Source organism: Lacimicrobium alkaliphilum (genome assembly GCF_002591895.1).
Classification (GTDB): domain Bacteria; phylum Pseudomonadota; class Gammaproteobacteria; order Enterobacterales; family Alteromonadaceae; genus Lacimicrobium; species Lacimicrobium alkaliphilum.
On the sequence record NZ_NISX01000002.1, the window covers coordinates 93,070 to 118,492 of the forward strand.

The window sequence follows — 25,423 nt, forward strand, 5'->3', positions numbered from 1 at the left end:
CGTGAAGCAATTTCGTGCAGTAGCTATGGATTGATTAGTTCGCCTGTCTCTTGATTCCGGCGTCTATCCATGGCCCAATAGCCTGATTGTCAGCTAACCCCGAACCTGCCCCTTGTCTTTTGTTGTTGAACAACTAAACCATTTTCGTAACCGCACAATGCTGAGCATTTTTCTGTTAGGCATCGCCAGTGGTTTCCCCTGGGTGATGATAGGCTCGGTGATGTCGGCCTGGCTTAAAGATGCCGGGCTGACACGTTCTGCGATTGGGTATTTTTCCGCTGTTTTTGCGGTTTATTCGATTAATTTCCTGTGGTCGCCACTGGTAGACAGGATAAGACTTCCCCTGCTGCAGGCTTTAGGTCAGCGCCGGGGCTGGATTTTACTGATGCAATGGCTGATGGTGCTGGGCTGCCTGGGGCTGTCATTGGTGGATCCCACCCAGACCCTGACCTTTGCCGGCCTCACGGCTCTGGCCATCTCGTTGTCATCGGCTACTCAGGATATTGTTATCGATGCGTTCCGGATTGATAGCATTCCAGCCGACCAGAACGAACAACAATCTACTGCAGCGGCCATGGCTACCTCAGGCTGGTGGACCGGCTATGCCGGTTTAGGAGCAATACCGTTTTTTATGGCTGACCTGCCGGGCTGGCAATGGTCGGATATTTATCTGTTGCTGGCGGGTATTATGGCGCTGTTAAGTATTGGCGTATGGGTTGCCAATGAGCCCAAATCCTATCGTGAAAATGTTTACCAACAGGCGCAGAGCCGTTACCTGAGCGCCATATCAGTGCACAAACATCAGGCTACGCTGGTATTAACAGCCATCATTGTTGCCATTGCTCTGTGCATAACACAGGTTTTTGCCCCCACCTGGTTCAGCTATCAGACCGGCGCAATTAACCTGGTAGTAGCGGGGCTGGCTATCTTAGCTATCAGTAATATCAGCAGAATGCTGCGCCAGGCACCCGCACAGGGGCCCGTTGCAGCAGGCAGCACACAAAAAGCCCTGGCCTGGCTGCTGGTATCCCTCGGTGAGCCCTTGCGGGACTTCTTTAACCGCAACGGCGTCAAAGTCGCGCTGTCACTGTTGTTATTTGTGGTGTTGTTTAAGATGGGCGAAGCCATACTCGGGCGCATGAGCATTGTCTTTTACAAAGAGATCGGTTTCAGCAACTCAGATATCGGCGCTTATTCCAAGCTTCTGACCTGGGCGGTGACCATTGTTGCCTCTGTTACTGGCGGGCTGTTGAATCTGCGTATTGGCATTATAAAAGGGTTATTTGTCGGAGGCATCGTGATGGCGGCCAGCAACCTGTTATTTGCCCTGATGGCCTCGGTGGGCCCGGATAAAACGCTGTTATTTGTCACCATCGTGGTGGATGGCTTTACCGCCGCCTGGGGTACCGTGGCGTTTATGGCCTTTATCTCGGTACTGTGTAACCGCGCTTTTACTGCCAGCCAGTATGCGCTGCTGGCCAGCATAGGTACCTTCGGGCGCACCACGCTGGGCGCCTACAGCGGTGTCATCGTCGATTACTTTGATGGTAACTGGCAAATATTCTTTGTGCTGACTGCACTGATGGTACTGCCGAGTCTGATATTACTCTATCTTATCCGGAACAAAGTGCGGGCGATTGCAGGCGACAGAGCCTGACAAAAAGCAAAGATTGGAGCGGCATAAACGACTATCCGCCCTGCCCGCCAGGATAATCAGATGATTTTATTCTGCTGCCATTCCTCTAGCTTTTTCTGGCGCGCCTGCTCACGTTCCTGACGAGCCTTTTTGCGATCGCAGGGCTCGGGGCAGTCACAGGCCTTTTCGATTCCGATGGAACCTAAACCACCACAGCTGCCTGAAATACTTTTCTTCTGCACCAGATAGCCCACTGACATGGACACCACGACCAGAAGAAAAAAGCCGAACGCCAGAAAAAATGTACTCACAAAACCATCCTTAACTACTGAATATAAGGTTCAAACCCGGGCGTATTATACCCTTTAAAGCCGTCTTTTTCGCGGGTGATCAGCAAAACGGCCAAATTATGTTGTTTGGCAAAGGCAAGTCCTCTTTCCGCCCCCATGATATTCAGGGCCGTAGCCAGGCCGTCAGCCGTCATACTGGAGGGATGTACCACCGTAACTGAAACCAGATTGTGCTGGATTGGATAACCTGTGGTTGGGTCAATCAAATGGGAGTAGCGCACACCTTCCTGTTCGTAATAGTTGCGATAGTCACCGGATGTTGCCAATGCGTTATCACCGATGCTGATAATCTGCTGTACAGCACGCTCTGTGGAGACCGGTTTTTCTATCGCTACCCGCCAGGACTGACCCGATGCCTTTATGCCTTTAAGACGCATCTCGCCACCAATCTCCACCAAGTAGTGTTCAATGCCCTGCTCCTGCATAAAGTCAGCCACCACATCCACCCCATAACCTTTGGCGATAGTCGACAGATCCACATAGAGATCCGGTTGCAATTTACGCGCACTGTTTGTATCCAGTACCAGTTTATCCAGCCCAATGGCCGCCTGCACTGCCTCGATTTGTTGTGGCGATGGGATTTTCTCCGGCCGCGCCTTGGGACCGAAACCCCATAAATTTACCAGCGGGCCAACCGTCACATCCAGCAGGCCACCACTGAGCTCTCCCAGTCGCTTTGCCTCCCGCATCACCAGCAGGGTCTCATCAGACAAAGGAAAGGGCTCGGTACTCTGCCACTGATTAAACTGCGACAGTTCTGACTGCGGATCGTAAGTGGACATCAGCGCATTGACGCGCTGAAGTTTACTGTCAATCTGTTGCTGCAATTGCACTTCGTCCAGCCCTGCGCTGTTTACAAACTTAATGTTATAGGTCGTGCCCATTGTCTGGCCATGCAATACAGATTCTGCCGGAGCTTGTGAACAGGCCACCAATATAAATAATACCAAAGGCCATAAATAAAACTGTAAACTACTGAATTTCAAACTATTTCTCTGATGTTATACCACTCATTCCAGACCATAAAACTGACCACAACCGCATTTGATACTCACAACAAAAAATATCACCGCAGAGTCTCAGAGGAAGCGGAGACTTTGATCTCTGTTTTCTCTGCGAACTCTGCGGCTCCGCGGTAAAAAAACTGTTTGTGGTGTAGTTGTTACAAAAAAGGGGCCCGAGGCCCCTTTTTTTATTTCCGAATATCAGCCGCCGAAATCGTCGAGCATAATATTTTCATCTTCAACGCCCATTTCCTTGAGCATATTGATGACAGCCGCATTCATCATTGGAGGTCCACACATGTAGAACTCACAATCTTCCGGGGCCGGGTGATCCTTGAGGTAGTTTTCCAGCAATACCTGATGGATAAAGCCAGTGTAACCTTCCCAGTTATCTTCAGGCTGCGGATCAGACAATGCCACATGCCAGGTAAAGTTATCGTTTTGTTCCTGTAGTTCATCGAAATCTTCTACATAGAACATTTCACGCAGAGAACGGGCACCATACCAGAAGGTGATCTTACGGTCGGTATTGAGCCGACGCAGTTGATCGAAAATGTGTGAACGCATAGGTGCCATACCGGCACCTCCACCCACAAACACCATTTCCGCATCCGTCTCTTTAGCAAAGAATTCACCGAAAGGACCTGAAATGGTCGCTTTATCACCTTCCTTCAGACTCCAGATATAAGAAGACATCTTACCGGCAGGCAGGCTCAGATTGTTTGGTGGCGGAGTGGCAATCCTGACATTCAGAAGAATAATCCCTTTCTCTTCCGGGTAGTTAGCCATGGAATAAGCACGAATGACCTCTTCATCCACCTTAGATTCGATATCAAAGAAACCGAAACGCTCCCAGTCAGGCTTATACTCATCAGGGATCTCGAAGTCTTTATATTTGACGTGGTGAGGTGGAGCCTCAATCTGAATATAACCACCGGCACGGAAAGGCACGCTCTCCCCATTGGGGATTTTGAGCTTAAGTTCCTTAATGAAGGTGGCCTTGTTGTCATTGGAAATAACTTCACAGTCCCACTTCTTGATACCGAAGACTTCGTCTTCGAGCTCAATTTTCATATCCTGCTTGATGGCCACCTGACAGGACAGGCGGCAACCTTCACGGGCTTCGCGCTTGGTAATATGGTCAAGTTCGGTAGGCAGAATCTCACCACCACCGTCTTTAATATCTACCCGGCACTGGCCGCATGAACCGCCACCGCCGCATGCGGAAGAAACGAAAATACCCGCGTTAGCCAGCGCCCCGAGTAGTTTGTCACCGGGGTATGCGGTAATAGATTTTTCCGGATCACCATTGATTTCGATGGTGACTTCACCGGAAGGCACCAATTTTGACTTGGCGAAGGTAATGATGAACACCAGCACCAGCACGATGGCGATGAACATGCCGACACCAAGATAAATCTCTACTTGATTCATTAGATACTCCTATGTGTCGTGCGTTACAGTGCGATGCCAGTGAACGACTGGAAACCCAGCGCCATTAGCCCGGCAATCATAAATACGGAGCCCAGTCCGCGAATGCCTTCAGGCATATCCGCATACTTAAGCTTCTCTCTCACGGCCGCCAGCAAGGTAATAGCCAGAGCCCAACCTATACCGCTGCCTAAACCATAGACAACACTTTCGCTAAAGTTATATTCACGCTGTACAGCGAAAGCCACGCCGCCAAAAATCGCACAGTTAACCGTAATCAATGGCAGAAATATTCCCAGCGCGTTGTACAACGGTGGAAAAAACTTATCCAGCAGCATTTCTAATATCTGCACCAACGCTGCAATCACACCGATAAAGGTCAGAAAGCTCAGAAAGCTCAGGTCAGCCTCCGGGAAGCCCATCCAGTCAAGGGCTCCGGGCGCCAGTACATTGACATAGATAACCTGGTTAACCGGAACAGAGATACCCAGCACCACAATTACTGCCAAACCAAGACCCATGGAGGTTTTAACCTTTTTGGATACGGCCAGAAATGTACACATGCCCAAAAACAGCGAGAGGGCCATGTTCTCAACAAAAATACTCTTTATTAACAAACTCAGATAATGTTCCATGGCTTACTCCTTAGGCTCCACTTGCTCTGGCTTGATGGTACGAATAAACCAGATCAGGCCGGCGATCAGCATGAACGAACTGAACGGCAGAATCAGCAGACCATTACCCTGATACCAGCCACCATTTTGCACAAGCGGCAGAATCTCATAGCCGAGCAACGTACCAAAACCGAACAGCTCCTTGATAACCCCAATGATGATTAATACAAAGGAATAACCCAGACCATTGCCGATACCATCCAGCAAACTCATCATTGGCGGGTTCTTCATCGCGAAGCCTTCTGCACGTCCCATGACGATACAGTTGGTGATGATTAACCCCACGAACACTGAGAGCTGCTTGGAGATCTCATAGGAGTACGCCTTGAGAATCTGATCCACCACAATAACCAGGGACGCGATAATGGTCATCTGAATAATAATACGCACGCTGGAAGGAATGTGGTTACGTAACATGGAAATAAACAGGTTAGAAAACGCCACCACCATAGTCAGTGCCAGCGACATGACCAGTGCTGTTTCCAGTTTCGTTGTAATTGCCAGAGCCGAACAGACACCCAACACCTGTAAGGCGATGGGGTTGTTGTCCAGAATCGGCCCAAACAGCGTCTTTTTGTACTCTTTTGCTTTTGACATTGCTATTGCCTCCTCAAGACTTCCAGGGCTGTTTATTCAGATAAGGGCCAAAGCCATTTTCACCCAACCAATAATCCAGCGTATTTTGAACACCATTACTGGTCAGTGTAGCGCCTGAAAGTGCATCAACAGCGTATTCATTTCCTGCTGCTACATTTTTCTTCACCGCAATGGCAACATCACCGTCCTTATAGATTTTTTTACCATCCCACTTGGCTTGCCAGTCAGGGTTTTGCACCTCACCACCGAGCCCGGGTGTTTCCTGCTGATCATAATAGATCAGTTCCCGAATGGTATTGCCATCATTATCAATGGCGAGAAAACCATACATCAGGTTCCAGAGACCGCTTCCGTGAACCGGCAGAACAATACGGGTTACGGTGCCGGATTCATCTTTCACCAGATAAACACTGGCAACATCCGCTCGACGCTGAAAGCCTACATTACTGTTTTCAACGGCGATGCTTTTTTCCGTCACTTTGGCCGCCTTATACATATCATAATCGGCAGGCATATCCACATATTCGCCAGTACTGAGGTCAACGAAACGTCGTTCAATCATAGACTCGTAAGTACCGGCAATATCGCCTTTAGCTTGTTCAAGCAATCCAGCTGCATGCAGTATATTGCTTTGCTTATCCAGAGCTGCGTTAGTCTGTTGCAAGGAGCGCAACCCAACTGCCGCCCCGGATACTACGATGGAACAAACCAGACAGACGGCAACCACTATGCCGACAGTTTTTGCGAAAGATTCTTGTTTAGCTGACACGTGCCATCCTCCGTTTGATATTGCCCTGCACAACGAAGTAGTCGAACAAAGGTGCCCACAGGTTAGCGAACAGGATGGCTAACATCATACCTTCCGGGAAAGCGGGATTGAGCACGCGGATCATTACACACATAAAACCAATCAGGATACCGTATGCCCATTTCCCCTGGTTGGTGAACGACGCAGACACCGGGTCCGTAGCCATAAACAGCATACCAAAGGCAAAACCACCGGTAACCAGATGCCAGTACCAGGGCATGGCAAACATGGTATTGGTATCGCTGCCAATCATGTTCAGCAAGGTACTGAACAGTGCCATACCGAACAGCACACCCAGCACAATGCGCCATGAGGCGATGCGCATATACATGATAAACAAGCCACCGATCAGCAGTGCCAGAGTAGAGACTTCACCCACGGAGCCCTGAATGCTTCCAAAGAATGAGTCCCACCACAGCTGCGTGTCGGCATAATCCAATGAGCCGCTGGCAGCCTGGCTCAATGCGGTTGCACCTGAGAAGCCATCGGCAGCGGTCCAGATAGCATCACCGGAGATCTGTGCAGGGTACGCAAAGTACAGGAATGCACGCCCAGAAAGTGCCGGGTTAAGGAAGTTACGGCCTGTGCCGCCAAACACTTCTTTAGCGATTACGACACCAAAGGTGATCCCTAATGCCACCTGCCACAAAGGTATTGTTGCTGGCAGAATCAGCGCGAATAACACAGAGGTAACGAAGAACCCTTCGTTCACTTCATGTTTACGCACAGAAGCGAACAGCACTTCCCAGAAGCCGCCGACAATAAAGGTAACCGCATAAATTGGCACGAAAAAGCAGGCACCATAAAGCAACATTGAACCCCAGCCAGCTGCCTGAGTTCCCAATTCACCGCCCAGAGTGGCAAACAGGCCTGCCTGCCAGTATACGTCGACGGTGTCAGCCCATGAGGCTCCTGCCATCAGGGCATCATTGGCCTGCATACCAACGTTGTACATGCCGTAGAACATGGCCGGAAAAGTCGCCATCCATACCATGATCATGATGCGCTTCAGATCGATGCTATCGCGAACATGAGTAACGGCCTGGTTAACCTTACCAGGAGTGTAAAAAATAGTCGCCGCTGCTTCATACAGGGCATACCATTTTTCATATTTTCCACCCGGCTCGAAGCTGGGTTCAATTTTTTCCAGATAATCTTTTAAACTCATGGATCAGCCCTCTTTCTCAATTTTGGCCAAGCACTCACGCAGGACAGGTCCATAGTTATACTTGCCAGGGCACACATAAGTGCACAATCCGAGATCTTCTTCATCCAATTCCATACATCCCAGCAACTGTGCGCTGTCAGTATCACCGGAGAGCAGATCTCTCAACAACATGGTGGGTAAAATATCCAGCGGCATCACCCGCTCATAGTTACCAATTGGCACCATGGCACGATCCGAGCCATTGGTGGTAGTGGTCATATTAAACAGACGTTTAGGCGACAAGTGTCCCAGATACGCGCGGGTAACAGAGTGCTTATCACTGCCCGGGCGCAACCAGCCGAAGAACTCTTTCTGGTTACCTTCTGCCAGCAAGCTCAATTGCAGGTGAAAACGTCCCAGATAGCCATGTACGCCATGTGCATTCGTACCACAGAGCACAGAGCCGGAAACCACGCGAATATCGCCACCTGTCATTTCACCGGCGGTGAGCTGTTCGGTACTGGCACCAAGAATGGTACGCAGAAGACGAGGATTTTTAGCGGCGGGGCCGCCCAAAGCAATAACCCGGCGATTATCGATCTCACCTGTGGTGAAAAATGCGCCGTAGGCCATCACATCCTGATAATTGATATGCCACACCACTTTGCCAGGTCCGGCAGAGTCTAAGAAATGGATGTGGGTACCTACCAGACCTGCTGGGTGCGGACCGGCAAATTCATTGACTTCAGCTTTGGCATCACCAACATTGACATCGGTGCCTGCGGCTTTGCTCACATACAACTTGCCATCGGTAAGATTGCTTAACACCTTCAGACCATTAATAAAGTCCTGTTTGCGTTCAGCAATAATAGCCGTCGGATCCGCCGCCAATGGATTGGTATCCATGGCATTAACAAAAATCGCCGCAGGCTTTGAACCTAACTCAGGCGATTTGCTGTAAGGTCGAGTGCGAAGCGCAACCCATAACCCGGAGTCAACAAGATTTTTTTCCACCTCATCACGAGCCAGGCTATCGAGCTTCGCCTCTTCATAACTGGCGAAGCTTTCTTTGTCGTCTCCATCCAATTCTATCACTACTGATTGCAACACACGTCGGGCTCCGCGGTTAACTTCAACCACAGTTCCGGCGGCAGGCGCAGTGAATTTAACCCCGGGATTCTTTTTGTCTTCGAAAAGTAACTGACCTTTCTTAACTTTGTCCTCTACCTGCACATGCATAGTAGGGCGCATCCCGACATACTCTTCTCCAAGTACGGCCACCCGGTTAACCTGGGGACCATCATGGATCTGTTGTTGTGGCTCTCCCGTGATAGGAAGGTCCAACCCTTTAGTGATTTTAATCATACGCAATTGCACTACTCATTGACTGAATACTCATCAGGATTGCCTGGATTAAAAACCCAACCCTGATGAGGACTCAAAGCGAACCTGACCTGCTCACAAATGTGGCAAGCGCCTGCAATTTATACTTTAATACTTGAGTTGTACGGTTCGGCTCTGCGTCCGCTGCCGACTTACAAAGGCTCCTCATCATCCCCAATGACCTGTACCGCTTAAGTGACTGCAGAAATTCATCACATGCTGTGCATGAGGAAATCAACTGCAAACAACCTTGCCCAATTCAGGAAAAAGAGGCTGAAACCTTTTAGCTTGGTCTCTAAGCGGCGCATTTTAGCACTAACCGGCCCACCTTTTCCATGGCAATATTTGTGCAACTTTAGGCCAGTGTCTGCTATTGAGCAAAAAAACCGCCTTAACGGCGGTTCGTTTTTTAACGGCTCATTATTACCACTGTGCGAGTGGATCGACATCCGCATCATAGTCCACATCGTCAAAGCCGAAACCAAACAGGTGCAGGAATTCCTGATGGTAACCCTCATAATCACTTAGCTGATGAAAATTCTCCTGCGTCACCTGATCCCACAACGCCTTTATCTTAGCCTGTGTTTGCTCATTGGTTTCTTTGTCATCCATACGCAAACGATTGGCTTCATCAGTTTGTGGGTTCGGTGCAAAGAGCTTTTCTGCAAACAGGCCCTGAATTTGCTCAATACACCCCTCATGGGTGCCTTCTTCTTTCATGACTTTGTAAATCAAAGAAATATATAACGGCATTACCGGAATCGCGGAGGAAGCCTGGGTCACCAGCGCTTTTAGTGATGAAACATAGGCCTTAACCTGCTTATCTGCCTTTGAGGCATTAATCGCCGAGGCGGCTCTGTCCAGATCTTCTTTGGCTTTACCAATGGTGGCATGGCCGTATATCGGCCAGGTCAGTTCTTTACCTATATAGGTATAGGCCGTAGTACGGCAACCATCTGCCAGTAAATCGGCTTCATCCAGAGCATCCAGCCACATCTCCCAGTCTTCACCGCCCATTACCTTGATTGTATGGTCAATCTCTTCCTGAGTCGCCGGCTCCAGCTCGATCTCATGTACCCGATCCTTGTCGGTGTCATAGGTTTTGGTTGTATACCCCTGGCCGACGGGTTTCAGCACAGACTTAAAGGTCTCACCGGTATTGGGATCAGTACGTCGCGGTGAAGCCAGGCTATATACCACCAGATCAACCTTACCCATATCAGCTTTGATGGCTTCAATGACTTCGGCTTTTATTTCATTGGAAAACGCATCGCCATTAATGGTTTTTGCATACAGTCCTGCATCATGGGCCTGCTGATGAAAGGCCGCCGTATTATACCAGCCCGCTGTGCCCGTTTTGCGCTCTGTTGGCGGTTTTTCAAAACACACACCCAGGGTCTTTGCGCCATATCCAAAGGCAGCGGTGATGCGGGAGGCGAGCCCGTATCCGGTAGAACACCCCAATACCAGTACGTTTTTTGGACCATCATCTGGTTGCTGCTGATTAGAAATATAAGCGATTTGTTTTTTTACATTGGTGGCACAACCCACAGGATGAGCATTGGTGCAGATAAAGCCGCGAATTTTCGGCTGGATAACCATAATAAATATTCCTTCAAATGAAATTGGGGGCATTGTATCCCCCTGATACTGATAAACAACTCTGAGCAGCTAATGCCAAAGAGCATAAAGGGGCACAGAACGGCCGTTTTTGGCATGAATTGAATTAATACAGCGTCGCATCATTGACGATTTTTATAGTATTCAAATTCGGACAACTGATGATAACGGCTGACATTGCGCTGGAATTTACGATAGGAGTCGTATATTTCTGCAAACTGAGGATCTGCCTCGGACTGCTCCTGCATGACCTCCAATGACGCCGTCTTAAGTGCCTGCATAACGTCATTGGGCAGAGGCAATACTTTAACCCCGTGTTTATCCTGCAGCGCCATCAGTGCTTCATTATTGCGGGCGGTATATTCATCCAGCATATCCTGATTCACGGCGCGGGTCGCCACTTCAATAATAGCCTGTAAATCTTCAGGCAGCCCATTGTAAGCCTCTTCATTGACGGTAAATTCCAGCATAGCGCCAGGCTCGTGCCAGCCAGAGTAATAATAATAATCAGCCACTTTATGCAGACCAAATGCCAGATCATTATAAGGGCCCACCCATTCAGTGGCATCAATGGCCCCGGTTTGTAATGAAGTGAAAATCTGTCCTCCGGGCAAAGCCACTGGCATTCCCCCTACTTTTTTAAGTACTTCTGCGCCTAAACCCGGCATCCGCATCTTGAGGTTCTTCAGATCCCCGATACTATTGATTTCCTTTTTAAACCAGCCCGCCATTTGCACACCGGTATTTCCACCTGCGAACGGAATGACTCCGAAGGGCTTGTACAACTCTCGCCACAGTTCAAGACCACCGCCATAATGGATCCAGGCATTCATTTCGGTAACATTCATACCAAAGGGGATCGCCGTAAAAATCTGTGCTGCCGGTGCCTTACCTTTCCAGTAATAGCTTCCTGCATGGCCCATTTGAGCGGTGCCATTTGATACTGCATCAAATACCTCAAAGCCTGGTACCAGCTCACCGGCACCATACACCTGAATCGTTAAACGTCCGCCTGACATACGCTCCACGTAGTTCGCAAATGTCTCCGGCGCCCTGCCTAACCCAGGGAAATTTTTCGGCCAGGATGTTACCAGCTTCCACTTATAACTTTGCCGGGCTTCAGAAGCGGCCGTTTCCTGCGATTCCTGATCAGAACAGGCAAACAGCAAGGCACTCAGCGCCACTGCACCAATAACGTTAACAATTTTCAAGACTTACTCCTTGTTTCAGCCATAAATTTTATCTGGTAACCAGGTTACCAACTCTGGCCAGATGGCAAGAGCGACCAATAGTAGCAGCTGCAGAATAATAAAGGGGACTACCCCTTTGTACATATCCGATGTTTTTACGCCTTCAGGAGCAACCCCCCGAAGATAGAACAAAGCAAAACCAAAGGGCGGAGTTAAAAAAGAGGTTTGCAGGTTAATGGCGATCATGATCCCCAGCCAGACAGGATCCACGCCCATCATCAGCAATACAGGCCCCACTATGGGCACTACCACGAAGGTGATCTCAATAAAGTCGAGAATGAAACCGAGCAGGAAAATCACCAGCATCACCACTAACATGGCGCTGAACACCCCGCCAGGCAGGCCGGTAAAGAAGTCTTCGATTAAGGTTTCACCGCCTAACCCTCTGAACACTAATGAAAAAACTGACGCACCGATGAGGATCAGAAACACCATTGACGTCACTTTAGTGGTGCTTAGCATGACATCCTGCAGACGCTTAACTGAAAGCTGGCGACTGAACATCGCTAACAGCAATGCCCCCAGCGCCCCGACACCAGCCGCTTCTGTAGGCGTGGCCAACCCCAGTAAAATAGAACCTAACACCAGTACCATCAAAAGCAAAGGCGGCAATAGTGCACGCAGCAGAGACACGACACTCAGGGTCTGTTGCTGTTCAGATTGATCTTTACGTACCGACTGGGGCCTGAAAAAACCCAGCCCTAATACGTAGGCTAAATATAATCCAACCAATATCAGGCCCGGGATCAACGCGCCCACAAACAAATCTCCCACCGATACCGATTCCGGTGAGAAAATGCCCATATTAAGTTGCGCTCTTTGATAGGCGCTGGACAACACATCACCCAGCAGCACCAGTGCGATAGAAGGCGGAATAATCTGTCCCAGCGTGCCGGTGGCACAAATACTGCCAGTGGCCAGAGCCGGGGAATATCCGCGCTCAAGCATAGAAGGCAGTGATAACAGTCCCATGGTAACTACCGTTGCACCGACAATCCCGGTGCTGGCCGCCATTAACATGCCCACCAGAATCACGGATACAGCGAGTCCCGCACGATAGCGACCAAACACCTGCCCCATTGCCGTCAGTAATTGCTCTGCCACTCTGGATTTTTCCAGCATTATGCCCATAAACACAAACAGAGGAACCGCCAGCAGAGTCTGATTCGTCATAATCCCGTACAGACGGCTGGGCAGCGCACTCATATAGGCCATATCGAATGCACCAAATAAGGAGCATACACCGGCAAAAATTAATGCCGTGCCCGCCAGTGAGTATGCCACCGGATAACCGAGCATCAGCACCACACAAACCAGTACAAACATTAACAGGGAGAGCCATTCCATCAGCGCACCCCGTCTTTAAGGAATAGGATATTGTTAAATATTTGCGCGATTCCCTGCAGCAGCATAGTCAGGGCAAACAAAGGGATCAGTGATTTGAGAATAAAAACCAGCGGCAGACCTCCGGCTTCCCCTGAGGCTTCAAGCAGGGCCCAGGAATTAACCGCATAATCCCAACTCAATATCAGAATGGTCAGGCTTACCGGTATCAACAACAACAAGGTGCCGAGAATATCAATCCAGGCTTGGCGCCCGGGTGACGCGTTACGGTAAAAAATATCGACTCTGACATGCTCATCGGCCTTAAGAGTATGGGCCGCACCGAGCAGGAACACGATAGCATGCAGATACAAAGCGGATTCCTGCATGGCAATCCAGCCCAGATTAAAGCCATATCTGAGCAGTACAATGGTGAATACCAACAATACCATCAGCAAGGTCAGCCAGCTGACCAGTTTGCACAGCATATCATTGGTTCGATCGATAATAATTTGGCAACGTTGTAACAAGGAAGGTCCGCGCTCTTGTTTTAGTTGTTATCAGTTGGTCACTAAACACAGAATATATGAGCAGTTTAGCGAGTACCAGCGATTTCAGGGCTTTTAACTCTTACTGAACCCGCTATCCATTTTGTCATCTGGCAGCCGTTTTTAACAAAATATTCACGCAATTGGAATGGTCAAGCGAATCAAAAATTAATAATCAAGGGGGGAAGATGATGCTACGCGGCCGGTAGCATCATGACATCAAACAGACTCAGGAGGCTTTTCGTTTCAGTCCGCCCAGACAATCAGGAGAATCAGGCGCACCGCCATACAAACCACGCCACTCACTATCGGTATAGGTGTGCAGCGCTAGTGCATGGATATGTTCAGCCAATTCTTCACGTAAAACAGCATTAACTGCACGATGACGATTAATCAATCGTTCACCATCGAAAGAAGAAGACACCAGTACCACCTTAAAGTGGCTTTGTGAACCAACAGGTACATTATGCTGATGACTCTCATTCACCACTTCAAGGTAAGCCGGGGCAAAATGACTGAGTAATTTTTCTTCAATTCGGGACTGAATATTCATCGACTTTCCTTATTCTCTCTCTGGGTTTGTACATAAACTGATGGGCTAATGCGAATCCTGTTACGCTGCGCAGTGCCAAAGAATAGGTTGTTTCCTGAACTTATCATTGGGATTATTTCCGCTGCAAAAGCACAATAAAAAATCAGCACAGCCTGCATAAATTTAGCTATATACGGTGACGAAACAAAGGCCAAAATATAAATAACCCACCCATTTATGCTAACTCACTGAGGCTACGATTTATATTTTTAACTCTGTTTAATTCAAACTTTTATAACCTGGAATACTTAGAGAAAAGTACAGTTTTTCGTCAGCTAATAAAGTTATTCCAATGTAAAACCCTATGCTAAGAGGCTCGTGGGATAATATGGCGAAAGGTAAGGTTAATGCGTTCATTCAGGGCTTTACGGCTCTTCGGCACGGCGTGTTGCCAATATTGCTGGGTCGGGCCTGCCATAATCAGCAAACTACCATGGCCCAGCTCAATTCTGTATTTCTCACCGCTTTGTCGATGTCTGAAATCCATATTGCGGCTCTGGCCCAGGCTCACAGAAGCGATTACCGGGTTGCTGCCCAACTCTGGCTCATCGTCAGAATGCCAGCCCATCCCATCAGCCCCGTTGCGATAGTAATTCGCCAGTACCGCATTAAATTTACTATTAGATTGTTGCTCGCAGGCGTGTTTTACATCAAGCAGAGCTTGCGTCCAGGGTATTGGGTGCATATCCAGCCCTGAGTATTTATAGCTGGCTTCCATGTCGCCATACCAGGCCTGCAAGCGGGGGATTTTAACCTCTCGCCCGTAAATTCTGATACTATCCTGACGCCAGGCCAATGTGCCCTGTAAAACAGCCAACAGCGAATCTGCCTCGCTGGCGGGCAGAAAGTCTGCCACATAGGTCAGTTCGGCATCTGCCATATTGATGTCCTGCCGGGCGAAAAGACTATTTTGCACTGATTGCATTAATGGACCCGTACACATATGAATACCAGTCTGATCCTAACAGATAAGACCCTTGAACTTTACCGCTATCCGGCGTCCTCCCAACACAAAAGCGAACAGGCCTGGGACGCTGCCGATGAGTATATTGTTGAACAATTTGCCGCACAGAGCGGGCGTAACGCAAAGTCTTTGTGGATATTCAATGACGATTGCGGTGCTCTGTGTTGCGCATTGGCTGCACAAAATCCATGCTGGATGGGAGACTCACTGGTATCTCAGCTGGCCTGTCAGCAAAATCTGAAAATCAATAAGCTCAATACCAATACGGTGAACTTCTTTGACAGCCTGACTCTGCCCGCCGAATCTCCCGAGTGGGTGCTGATTAAGATTCCTAAAACACTGGCATTACTCGAGCATCAGCTTTGCCAGCTGCAATCAGTGGTCACTACGAATACCCGTATCATCGCTGCTGGCAAAGTCACGCAGATCCACACTTCAACGCTGAGCTTATTCGAGAAGTATCTCGGGCCGGTCAGAACTTCTCTGGCGAAAAAGAAAGCGAGACTGATATTTTGTCAGTCTCAAAGCAACAAAGGTCTGGTTTCACCCTACCCCACGTGTTGGAACCTGCCAGAGCACAACTGGCGCATACATAATCATGCCAACGTGTTTGCCCGCCAGCAACTCGATATTGGCGCCCGTTTTATGCTTCAGCACCTGCCTGATGCACGAGGAAAATCAGTGATTGATCTTGGCTGCGGCAATGGAATTCTGGGTATGGCAATGCTGGCTCAAAGAAATGCACAGAACACGTGTTTTGTGGATGAGTCTTTTATGGCGGTGGCCTCAGCCAGGCTTAATGTGCAATATAATATGGCTGACAAACTGCAGCGGTGTGAATTTGTTGTCAGTGACTGTCTGAGTGCATTCATTCCCCGCAAGGCAGACCTGATCCTCTGTAATCCGCCTTTTCATCAACAGCAGCGCATCACCGATCACATTGCCTGGCACATGTTTAAGCAGGCAAATGACTGTCTTCATACCGGTGGAGAACTGAGGATCATCGGCAACCGTCATCTGGACTACCATCATAAGTTGAAACGTTTATTTGGCAGCTATCATCAGGTTGCAGCAAATAATAAATTCAGTATCTTATCAGCCATTAAAAAATAACCCGTAACTAAAAAGGAAACCTTATGAGAGTCTGGGTTGCAATTTTTATGACACTGGCGTCCCTGTCTGTGGCAGCCAAGAATGAAGGGGCTAAAATTCAGCCTGACAACCTGTTTCCGAAAGTCAGACTGGAAACCAGCATGGGTGAGATTGTGGTGGAGCTGGATCGCATCAAAGCGCCAATCACCAGTAACAACTTCTTGCTCTATGTGTCAAAGCGCAGCTATGAAGACACCATTTTTCACAGAGTCATAGAGGACTTTGTGGTTCAGGGCGGCGGCTATGACACAGAATTCAACAGTAAACCCACTATCAGAACCATATTTAACGAGTCCGGCAACGGCAACAAAAACGAACTCTACACCCTGGCCATGGCCAGAGAGAATGATCCCCACTCTGCAGGAAGACAGTTTTTCTTCAATATGAACGACAATGAAAGCTTAGATCCCGGCAGAAAATGGGGCTATGCCGTATTTGGCAGGGTTACCGAGGGTATGGAGGTTTTGGATAAGATTGCCGCCGTTGAAACTCAGGTGGATCCGACTTTTGGCTGGCCCAATGTGCCGGTTGAACCTGTCATATTGAAAAAAGCCACGATATTGCCACCGCAATTCTGAACTGGCTGATATTCCGGAAAAATATAATATTTATCACCACAGAGGCACAGAGAACACAGAGAAATGCAGGGCCCATGCCTTGTGCCTTAAAACCTCTGTGCCCTCCGTGCCTCTGTGGTTAAATTTTTCACCCTTTTACTACGGCCTATCCCTGTCCTGCGCCCTGCGGGCCGCCATTAAACTACTGGCGTTAAAAATCGCTCCAGGCGTTGTTTTCGTATGGTTGGTGCTAAACCTCAGCCTTCCCGTTTTTTCTTAATTAGCTCATAAGCAGCCTGAATATCCTGTGCCTTGGTTTTAGCCAGTTCCAGTGCCTGCTTAGGCAAACCCTTGGAAACCAGCTTATCAGGGTGATTTTCACTCATCAGCTTACGATAAGCTTTTTTGATCTTCGCCATATCGTCACTTTTGTTCACCCCAAGTATTTGATAGGCATCATTCAGGCTCTGTGCATCGGAGTAGGTACTGCGCCCTCTGGGTCCGCCACTGCTGGTGCGTCGCTGGTGACTACGGGTACGAAAGCGCAGTTCTGCTTCATACACTGACAGTAAGTACAGTAGTTCGTGCTGACGAAATCCCAGATAACTTGCAGCATTTTCCAGAACTTTCTGTTCGGCCTTATCCAGCCCCCCGTCGGCATACGCTGCCTGAATCAGAATCTCCAGAAACACCTGTAAAATATCCCTGCGGCCATGGCAGGACTGATGAAATTCCTGCAATGTCTGCTTCAGAGGAAAGTCAGCAGCTTTACCCTCTCTGAAAGCTTGTTGCGCCTCACTGCGGGTTTCACCTGTGAGCCCCATCTGGTCCATCAATGCGGTGGCCATCTTAATCTCATCAGTGGTCACCTGACCATTGGCTTTAGCAACATGCCCCATGCAGGAAAACAGAGCATGGAAGAAAACAGCCTGGCGATTCAAATCATCGGCTTTCCCGAAAAACCGCCCAAACCCGCCCATTTGGTTAAAATCCTGACTGTATCCCCGATCAAATAAATGTCCGACGATAAAACCAAGAATAGCTCCGGGAATGCGACCAAACATAAAACCAAAGAAAGTACCGAGCACCTTTCCCCAAATTGGCATATAAATATTCCTTAACGATAAGATTGAGCGCAAACCTTCAACGAGTTGCCACGGCTAATATACCCAAACAGCGCTTTTGAAGCCAACGCCTCTGACAACGCGTTTTTTCTCTGAACGCCAGATTGACAAACCTGTGCCGCCTCAAAAGATAACTTCAAAAGCACCATCTACTCTCAGATTTCATCACCTCTGAAGACAGCCTATGACCAGCCTTGCCTGGCGATAAAACCTGACATTGAAAATGTACTGTAATGCCTGGGCGGGCTGTGGATTATACCGGGAGCGATGGTATAAATTCCACTGACCATCGCCTCATATAAGTGTCTCAACGCAAGTGTTTTCATGTCCGTTATAAATTCGCTTTTTAACGCCGTTAAGATGCTCTTCCGTCTGAACAAAAAACATCAGAATAGTCTTCAATCACGACTTAATTACAAAGGAATAATGGTGCTCCTGGGTATAGTACTGGTAAAACAGACTGAAACCCTTAAAATTGCCTTTTTTGCCCGTGACCGGTTTATTGAGCATCATCCGCGCCTTTATGAAAATATCCCGAATTACACTATTGCCTTTGGGGCTGTTCTGCACTGTTGTCTGGGCTCAGCCGCCTTTATGTCTGGCACCTCCGACACTGCCATTAAGCAGTCAGAGTCTGCCGGGTGATAGTGACATAAGAGTAAAAGCCAGAAATGCGCAGATACAACAGGACAAACTTGCCCAATTCAGTGGCAGAGTGGAAATACAAAGCAAACAGGGCATTATCCAGGCTCAGCAGGCCCTGATTGATAAAACGGCCAGACAGCTCAAAGCCAGTGGCGATATCGCCTTTACTGATAACCAGATTCATATCACCAGTGACAATATGGGTCTGGATTTGGCTTCAGGAAGCTTATCACTGGAAAATACTGAATATCAGATGCTCGGGTTTGTCGGACGGGGGCAGGCGCAACATATTGATATCAGTAATCAGACCGGGATCAATCTCGAGGGCGTCAGTTTCACTACCTGTCCTGTTGGTCACGAAGACTGGTTAATTAAAGCCAGCAGCATTACGTTAGGGCCTGGGGAGATTTGGGGTGAAGCCAGAAATACCCGTTTCTACCTGGCTGGCGTTCCTGTGCTGTATCTTCCTTATTTCAGCTTTCCCGTTTCTGAGCAGCGTCAGACCGGTCTTCTGTTTCCGACCCTGTCGAGTTCCGACAGAATAGGCGTGTCTTATGAACAACCCTACTACTGGAATATAGCTCCCAATTATGACGCCACTGTGTCTCCCAGATTGATGTCTGACCGGGGGCTGCAGCTGAAGACCGAATTCAGATATCTGACTGAGTCTCACAATGGCCAGCTTGATCTCGAGTACCTGCACGATGACCGTCGCAGCGATCTCGATGAGGCACGTTATTTTTATCGGTTTGTGCATCAGGGGGAGTTATCGGAAAACTGGCAGGTAAGTGCAGAAATAAACGGCCTTAGTGACGATAATTACATTGTTGATCTGGGCTCAGATTTCTACAACAGAGCCGATACACACCTAAATCAGAATCTGCAACTGTGGTATTTCTCAGATAATCTGAATTTTTCCGCACAGATAAAAGATTTTGAAATCATTGGCAATCACCCTAATAGCTACCGCGCCATTCCGGAACTCAAACTGGATTATCATCAGGATCTGACATCTCTGCTCGAGTTCAGACTTAACTCCGAACTGGCTCATTTCGAGAATGGCGAGCAGGACAGTCCATCGGCAACCCGTCTTCATCTGGCACCAACAGTAAGCCTGCCGCTGCATAATAGCTGGGGTGAATTTGTAGCAGAGGGAACATTACTGCAGACATTCTACCGTCAATCACTGCCCCAGGGCTCTAACCTGAAAGAGTCTGTGAGCCGCACCCTGGGCCAGGGCCGGATCTACGGAGCGGTAAACTTTGAGCGACAAATCGAACTTTTTGGCGATCAGATGACTCAGACACTGGAACCCAAAATGCAGTATCTGTATACCAGCTATGAAGATCAGCAGCAGATCGGACGCTACGATACCAGCAGGTTGCTGAATGATTATATCGGCTTGTTCCGAGGCCAGGAGTTTACCGGGCTGGATCGTATCAGCGATTCCAACCAACTGACTCTGGGTTTAACCACCCGTTTGCTGGATGACAATGACACAGAGCAATTGCGTCTTAGTCTGGGGCAGATATTCTATTTTGGTGATACAAGGCTCAGCGATAACAATCGGCAAGAAGACAGGTCGGCTCTGGCAGCCGAACTTGATTGGCGCATCAGTTCCAAGTGGTTTGTTCGCTCACAAATCCAGTTGTCGTCAGTAAACCAACGGGTTGAGCGAAGCAATATTTCATTGGATTACAAGCTGGCCGACAATAAACTGATTCAGTTAAATCACCGCTATGTGAGGGATATCGCTGGCAACGAGATTGATCAGGTGGGTGTGACAGCAAGCTGGCCATTACACCAGAACTGGCACTGGGTTGGTCGCTGGTACAAGGATTTATCAACCCACAGAACGATCGAAAGCTTTACCGGCATACAATACCAGTCCTGCTGCTGGGCACTGCAATTTGTGGCACAGCGCTATCTGAGCAACAGATTCGATGCCCTCGGTGAACAGAGTAACGACGAGTTCGAATCAGGTATTGCATTACAATTTGTGTTTAAAGGATTTGGCGGAAAAGATTCGGCCAGATCGTTACTAAATGAAGGGTTGTTCGGATATCGGCACCCCTATTTCTTGAATAATTGATATGATCAGTCTGATCGTCAGCAAGTTTCTCCTTGACCACAGCGCAAAAGTGGGCAAGCTGGGCGGCGATCAAGATCGGGAAAATTACCAACCAATGAAGTCAAATATGAAATTAAACCCAGTACTATGCTTTTTGCTTTTTTTCTCGGCTGCCGTAAGCAGTCAACCTCAGGAGTTGGATCGCGTAGCGGTCATTGTCGATCAGGGCGTGGTGCTGGAGAGCGAAATCCAGGAACTGGTTCAGTCTGTCAAACGTAACGCTATTGCCTCCGGACAGGACTTACCTTCTGATCAGGCCGTTCGTACGCAGGCCACAGAACGTCTTATACTGACCAGCCTGCAAATGCAGATGGCCGAACGTATGGGGATTCAGGTCAGCGACCCGCAACTTGAACAGACGATCGCCAGTATTGCTGAAAGTGAAGGTGCTACCGTTGAGCAGCTCAGAGCCAGTCTCGCTGCTGAAGGTGTCAGCTACGACAGCTATCGTGAAGAAGTTCGCCGCGAACTGATCACCGGAGAAGTGCGCAGGGCCAATGTTCGTCGCCGTGTTTATATCACACCTCAGGAAGTAGAAAGCCTGGTAAGGCTGATGCAGCAACAAGGTTTGCAGCAAGCTGAGTACCGTCTGGGGCATATTCTTATCGGTTTTCCCCCCGAGCCCACAGAAGAAGATATCGACAGCGCCAGAGACCGGGCCAATAAAGTTCTGGAACTACTCAATAATGGATCTGACTTTGCCAAGATTGCCATTGCTTCATCATCCGGAGCCAAAGCCCTTGAAGGGGGTGACATGGGGTGGATGAATATTAATGCCATGCCCACGTTGTTTGCCGAAGCCGTACAAGACAAAAAGAAAGGTGAATTAATTGGTCCTATTCGCAGTGGGGCAGGTTTTCACATTCTTAAAGTTAGTGATCTGAAGGGCATGGAACAGGTAGAGGTTGAAGAAGTTAACTCCCGCCATATTCTGATTAAACCCACCGTCATTCTCAGCGAAGAACGGGCACAACAGATGCTGGAAGAATTCAGAGAACAGATTCTTGCCGGAGAGGCTGATTTTGCTGAACTGGCCAAAGAGCATTCTGCGGATCCCGGCTCGGCACTTAAAGGCGGCGAACTTGGCTGGTCGGACCCAAGTGCCTATGTACCCGCTTTTAAAGAGGCGCTGGAAAAGCTGGAAAAAGACCAGATTAGTCAACCTTTCCGCTCCTCCCATGGCTGGCATATTGTCCAGTTACTGGACAGAAGAGTCGGCGATGTCACAGATAAAGTGCAGCAAGAGAAGGCGTCTCGTCTGCTGTTCAATCGTAAGTTCGCTGAAGAAACTGACAACTGGTTGCGGGAAATGCGTGACAGCGCCTATATCGAAGTACTGGAGTAGGCACTTGAGTGATCGTCCTTTACGTATCGCTGTTACACCGGGAGAGCCTGCGGGTATTGGGCCGGATTTAATCATTGCGTTACTGCAACAGCAATGGGACGCACAACTGGTGTTATTTGCCAGTCGGGATATGCTATTGCAAAGGGCCGCAGAACTGAAGTTGCCGCTGACACTGCACCCATATAATGAAGCCCGACAAGAGCTGCATCAGCCAGGCCAGGCGTTTATTCAGGACATACCTGTAGCCACCAGGGTAGAAGCCGGAATACTGGATTCCACTAACGGCCAGTACGTGGTGGAAACCCTGCGCCAGGCCAGTAGCAAAAACCTTAGTGGCGAATTCGATGCGGTGGTCACCGGACCGGTACACAAGGGCATTATAAATCAGGCAGGTATTTCTTTTAGTGGTCACACAGAATATTTCGCTCATCAGGCCAATATTGCCGATGTGGTAATGATGCTTGCCACACAAGGATTACGGGTAGTACTGGCCACCACGCATATTCCATTGGCTTATGTATCGAAAGCCATTACCGAGGATCGCCTGCACAAAGTCATTCGTATTGTGCATGAAGATCTCAAAGACAAATTTAATATTCCCCGGCCCAGGATCTTTGTGTGTGGATTAAACCCTCATGCGGGTGAAGGGGGGCATCTGGGTACTGAGGAATTGGATGTGATTATTCCCGCTCTGGAAAAACTCAGAGCCGAGGGGCTGGATCTGACAGGCCCTTTGCCTGCCGATACCATTTTCCAGCCTAAATATCTTGAACAAGCCGACGCAGTGCTTGCCATGTACCATGATCAGGGGCTGCCAGTACTCAAATACAAAGGCTTTGGCGCCGCCGTAAATATCACCCTGGGCCTGCCTTTTATCCGAACCTCAGTCGATCATGGTACAGCACTTGATCTGGCAGGCAGCGGTAAAGCCGACACCGGCAGTTTTCGGCTGGCCCTGCAAAAAGCCATCGAAATGGCCGGAGCACAACAATGAGCAAGCAACACCAGGGACATACCGCCAGAAAACGCTTTGGCCAGAACTTTCTCCATGACCCTTATGTGATCTCGTCCATCGTTGATGCCATTAATCCCCAGCCTGGTGAAAACATGGTGGAAATCGGGCCCGGCCTCGGAGCCCTGACAGAGCCTGTTTGTGACCACATTGACAAACTCACAGTAGTGGAGCTGGATCGGGACCTGGCCGCGCGGCTTCGCAGCCACCCTTTTATTGCTGCTAAGCTGAACATTGTCGAAGCCGATGCGATGAAATTTGATTTTTCCTCACTGGTTGACACAGTAAAGCCGCTGAGGGTGTTTGGAAACCTTCCCTATAATATTTCCACTCCGCTATTGTTTCACCTGTTCAGCTTTGCACAGCACATCAGTGACATGCATTTTATGCTACAAAAAGAAGTGGTAAAACGCATGGCTGCAGCACCTGGCAATAAAGACTATGGACGATTGTCTGTGATGACCCAGTACCATTGTAAGGTGTTACCTGTACTTGAGGTGCCCCCTGGCGCATTTAAACCAGCGCCTAAGGTAGATTCCGCCGTAGTCAGGCTTCTGCCCTACTCTGATAAACCGGTGAAAGTTATCAGTGCTCAGCGGCTGAATCAGGTTTGCGCGCAGGCCTTCAATCAACGCCGCAAAACCATACGCAACAGCCTGAAAACCCTGCTCAGCGAAAAGCAAATTGTTGACCTTGGCTTGAATCCTGATGCCAGAGCAGAGACACTCTCTCTGGGTGATTTCGCCGCATTGGCGGATCTGGTTGAGAACACCATTGGAGGCTGACAAATGAGTGAAGCGATACGCATTCAGGTAACATGTCAGTATCTTGCTGAGAGCTCTCACCCTGCCCAGCAAAAATACGCCTTTGCCTACCATGTCCGTATTGAAAACACTGGCCATGAAGCGGTGCAGTTGATGAATCGCTATTGGTTGATCACCGATGCAGATGGTAAAAAAACTGAAGTGCGCGGAGCGGGGGTCGTAGGCAAGCAACCCGTTATTCCACCGGATGAATGTTATGAGTACAGCAGCGGTGCACTTTTAGACACACCGGTAGGCAGCATGCAGGGTTACTATGAAATGAAAAAAGCAGATGGCAGTACTTTTCAGGCCCCAATTCCGGTTTTCAGTCTCGTCGTCCCCCATCTGATCAACTGATGCGTACCTTTGTCATCGGCGATATTCAGGGCTGTTATTCAGCTCTGAGGCGCTTACTTGATCATGTTAACTTCGAGCCAGATACAGACAAAATCTGGGGAGCCGGCGATCTGATTGGGCGAGGCCCGGAGTCTTTGCAGACGTTACGTTTTTTTACATCCCTGGGTGACAACGCGAATTCTGTACTGGGCAACCACGATCTGCATTTTCTTGCCATACATTCTGGTATTAAATCTCCCAAAACCCAGGACAAATTTGCCCCCATACTAAACGCAACCGATCGAGATGCACTCGTGGACTGGCTTAGGCGACGCCCTATGACCTGGATGCCCGACGCTGATACGTTACTGAGTCATGCCGGACTGTATCCGGACTGGACCATCAAACAGGCGTCTGAGCTGGGCTCAGAAGTCGAAGAGGTTCTGCGTAGTGCTGACTGGCAAGAGTTGCTTACTAATATGTATACCAATAATGCTCAGGCCTGGGGTGATGATTTGCCGGGGCTGCAAAGGCAGGTGTTTATTATTAATGCACTCACCAGAATGCGCTGGGTTAACTCGGATCTGAAACTGGATCTGCAGAGTAAATCCGGACTGAACGATGTACCAGAAGGTCTCTACCCCTGGTTTAGCCATCCGCGGCGGAAACTTTCGTCGGGTCAGCGCGTATTGTTCGGCCATTGGGCTGCGCTTGCTGGCACGACAGGGCAACCCAATTGTATTGCCCTGGACACAGGTTATATTTGGGGTGGAAAGCTGACTACTTTAGAATTAGAAAATGGCAGGGTCTATCAGATTTAAGAATAAATTCTTTACGTCGATACAAAGACTTAGCATAAGTTCAGATCCAAGTGACCAGAGTGGGCAGATGTCAGCAGCAGATGAAAATGTATTGAGCCAGGACCGGTTTTAATGGTCTGATCACCTCAAATTGACAATATCTAACGCGGCATAAAGGGCTTTTGTCCCGT

24 protein-coding genes are annotated in these 25,423 nt (G+C 48.9%); 9 read left to right on the forward strand and 15 right to left on the reverse strand.

All coding sequences use genetic code 11. The annotated features are described in order from the left end of the window. Positions 1-157 precede the first annotated feature (157 nt). Entirely contained in the window at positions 158-1,657 is a 1,500-nt protein-coding gene (locus tag CDA54_RS02365; protein ID WP_099033407.1) for an AmpG family muropeptide MFS transporter, read from the forward strand. 56 nt (positions 1,658-1,713) lie between these two features. On the opposite strand, the gene nqrM is transcribed toward CDA54_RS02365, so the two are convergent. The 14 genes from nqrM to CDA54_RS02435 all read right to left on the reverse strand — a co-directional run bounded on the left by nqrM (position 1,714) and on the right by CDA54_RS02435 (position 15,288). Beyond that, positions 1,714-1,947 (reverse strand): (Na+)-NQR maturation NqrM, encoded by a 234-nt coding sequence (gene nqrM, locus CDA54_RS02370; protein WP_099033408.1) that lies wholly within the window; start codon positions 1,945-1,947, stop codon positions 1,714-1,716. A gap of 14 nt (positions 1,948-1,961) precedes the next feature. After that, positions 1,962-2,972 (reverse strand): FAD:protein FMN transferase, encoded by a 1,011-nt coding sequence (locus CDA54_RS02375; protein WP_373286056.1) that lies wholly within the window; start codon positions 2,970-2,972, stop codon positions 1,962-1,964. A gap of 219 nt (positions 2,973-3,191) precedes the next feature. Then, positions 3,192-4,424: an NADH:ubiquinone reductase (Na(+)-transporting) subunit F gene (gene nqrF, locus CDA54_RS02380; protein ID WP_099033409.1), complete on the reverse strand. Its 1,233-nt coding sequence runs from the start codon at positions 4,422-4,424 to the stop codon at positions 3,192-3,194. Positions 4,425-4,447: 23 nt separating this feature from the next. Further along, on the reverse strand, positions 4,448-5,056 hold the full coding sequence (gene nqrE, locus CDA54_RS02385; protein WP_099033410.1) for an NADH:ubiquinone reductase (Na(+)-transporting) subunit E: 609 nt from the start codon (positions 5,054-5,056) through the stop codon (positions 4,448-4,450). 3 nt (positions 5,057-5,059) lie between these two features. After that, positions 5,060-5,692 carry an NADH:ubiquinone reductase (Na(+)-transporting) subunit D gene (locus tag CDA54_RS02390; RefSeq protein ID WP_099033411.1) on the reverse strand — a complete coding sequence of 211 codons (633 nt, stop codon included), beginning with the start codon at positions 5,690-5,692 and terminating at the stop codon, positions 5,060-5,062. A 13-nt stretch (positions 5,693-5,705) separates the two neighbouring features. Then, entirely contained in the window at positions 5,706-6,461 is a 756-nt protein-coding gene (locus CDA54_RS02395) for a Na(+)-translocating NADH-quinone reductase subunit C (protein ID WP_099033412.1), read from the reverse strand. Then, a complete protein-coding gene (locus CDA54_RS02400; protein WP_099033413.1) occupies positions 6,451-7,668 on the reverse strand; it encodes an NADH:ubiquinone reductase (Na(+)-transporting) subunit B in 1,218 nt (405 codons plus the stop codon). Before CDA54_RS02400 ends, CDA54_RS02395 begins: the two co-directional genes overlap by 11 nt. A 3-nt stretch (positions 7,669-7,671) precedes the next feature. Beyond that, the gene (locus CDA54_RS02405; protein ID WP_099033602.1) at positions 7,672-9,012 is read right to left on the reverse strand and encodes a Na(+)-translocating NADH-quinone reductase subunit A; all 1,341 of its coding nucleotides are present in this window, start codon (positions 9,010-9,012) and stop codon (positions 7,672-7,674) included. Between the two features lie 441 nt (positions 9,013-9,453). Further along, complete coding sequence (gene fabV / locus CDA54_RS02410; RefSeq protein ID WP_099033603.1) at positions 9,454-10,632, reverse strand: enoyl-ACP reductase FabV; 1,179 nt, start codon at positions 10,630-10,632, stop codon at positions 9,454-9,456. A gap of 140 nt (positions 10,633-10,772) precedes the next feature. Continuing rightward, positions 10,773-11,861, reverse strand: coding sequence for a TRAP transporter substrate-binding protein (locus CDA54_RS02415; protein ID WP_099033414.1), 1,089 nt, complete (start codon positions 11,859-11,861; stop codon positions 10,773-10,775). A 15-nt stretch (positions 11,862-11,876) separates the two neighbouring features. Next, positions 11,877-13,247 carry a TRAP transporter large permease gene (locus tag CDA54_RS02420; RefSeq protein ID WP_099033415.1) on the reverse strand — a complete coding sequence of 457 codons (1,371 nt, stop codon included), beginning with the start codon at positions 13,245-13,247 and terminating at the stop codon, positions 11,877-11,879. Beyond that, positions 13,247-13,753 carry a TRAP transporter small permease subunit gene (locus tag CDA54_RS02425; protein ID WP_229748017.1) on the reverse strand — a complete coding sequence of 169 codons (507 nt, stop codon included), beginning with the start codon at positions 13,751-13,753 and terminating at the stop codon, positions 13,247-13,249. The genes CDA54_RS02420 and CDA54_RS02425 overlap by 1 nt, the downstream gene beginning before the upstream one ends. Before the next feature lie 247 nt (positions 13,754-14,000). Continuing rightward, on the reverse strand, positions 14,001-14,324 hold the full coding sequence (gene bolA / locus CDA54_RS02430; protein WP_099033416.1) for a transcriptional regulator BolA: 324 nt from the start codon (positions 14,322-14,324) through the stop codon (positions 14,001-14,003). Between the two features lie 346 nt (positions 14,325-14,670). Next, a complete protein-coding gene (locus CDA54_RS02435; protein ID WP_229748018.1) occupies positions 14,671-15,288 on the reverse strand; it encodes an alpha-ketoglutarate-dependent dioxygenase AlkB family protein in 618 nt (205 codons plus the stop codon). Positions 15,289-15,306: 18 nt separating this feature from the next. Between CDA54_RS02435 and CDA54_RS02440 the strand changes: the two genes are divergently transcribed. Both CDA54_RS02440 and CDA54_RS02445 read left to right on the forward strand, forming a co-directional pair. Further along, complete coding sequence (locus tag CDA54_RS02440) at positions 15,307-16,440, forward strand: methyltransferase (protein WP_099033418.1); 1,134 nt, start codon at positions 15,307-15,309, stop codon at positions 16,438-16,440. Between the two features lie 23 nt (positions 16,441-16,463). Next, entirely contained in the window at positions 16,464-17,057 is a 594-nt protein-coding gene (locus CDA54_RS02445; RefSeq protein ID WP_099033419.1) for a peptidylprolyl isomerase, read from the forward strand. 236 nt (positions 17,058-17,293) lie between these two features. Here the strand turns inward: CDA54_RS02445 and djlA are convergent, their stop codons facing one another. Then, a complete protein-coding gene (gene djlA / locus CDA54_RS02450; RefSeq protein ID WP_180237090.1) occupies positions 17,294-18,142 on the reverse strand; it encodes a co-chaperone DjlA in 849 nt (282 codons plus the stop codon). Positions 18,143-18,683: 541 nt separating this feature from the next. Here djlA and CDA54_RS02455 point away from each other — a divergent pair. The 6 genes from CDA54_RS02455 to CDA54_RS02480 all read left to right on the forward strand — a co-directional run bounded on the left by CDA54_RS02455 (position 18,684) and on the right by CDA54_RS02480 (position 25,253). Then, complete coding sequence (locus CDA54_RS02455) at positions 18,684-20,897, forward strand: LPS-assembly protein LptD (protein WP_099033420.1); 2,214 nt, start codon at positions 18,684-18,686, stop codon at positions 20,895-20,897. Positions 20,898-21,003: 106 nt separating this feature from the next. Next, a complete protein-coding gene (gene surA / locus CDA54_RS02460) occupies positions 21,004-22,281 on the forward strand; it encodes a peptidylprolyl isomerase SurA (RefSeq protein WP_099033606.1) in 1,278 nt (425 codons plus the stop codon). A 4-nt stretch (positions 22,282-22,285) separates the two neighbouring features. Next, positions 22,286-23,275, forward strand: a complete 990-nt coding sequence (gene pdxA / locus CDA54_RS02465) for a 4-hydroxythreonine-4-phosphate dehydrogenase PdxA (protein ID WP_099033421.1) — start codon at positions 22,286-22,288, stop codon at positions 23,273-23,275. Then, on the forward strand, positions 23,272-24,078 hold the full coding sequence (gene rsmA / locus CDA54_RS02470; protein ID WP_099033422.1) for a 16S rRNA (adenine(1518)-N(6)/adenine(1519)-N(6))-dimethyltransferase RsmA: 807 nt from the start codon (positions 23,272-23,274) through the stop codon (positions 24,076-24,078). Before pdxA ends, rsmA begins: the two co-directional genes overlap by 4 nt. Positions 24,079-24,081: 3 nt before the next feature. Further along, positions 24,082-24,453 carry a Co2+/Mg2+ efflux protein ApaG gene (apaG, locus tag CDA54_RS02475; RefSeq protein ID WP_099033423.1) on the forward strand — a complete coding sequence of 124 codons (372 nt, stop codon included), beginning with the start codon at positions 24,082-24,084 and terminating at the stop codon, positions 24,451-24,453. Next, positions 24,453-25,253 (forward strand): symmetrical bis(5'-nucleosyl)-tetraphosphatase, encoded by an 801-nt coding sequence (locus CDA54_RS02480; RefSeq protein ID WP_099033424.1) that lies wholly within the window; start codon positions 24,453-24,455, stop codon positions 25,251-25,253. The genes apaG and CDA54_RS02480 overlap by 1 nt, the downstream gene beginning before the upstream one ends. The last annotated feature ends 170 nt before the right edge of the window (positions 25,254-25,423 follow it).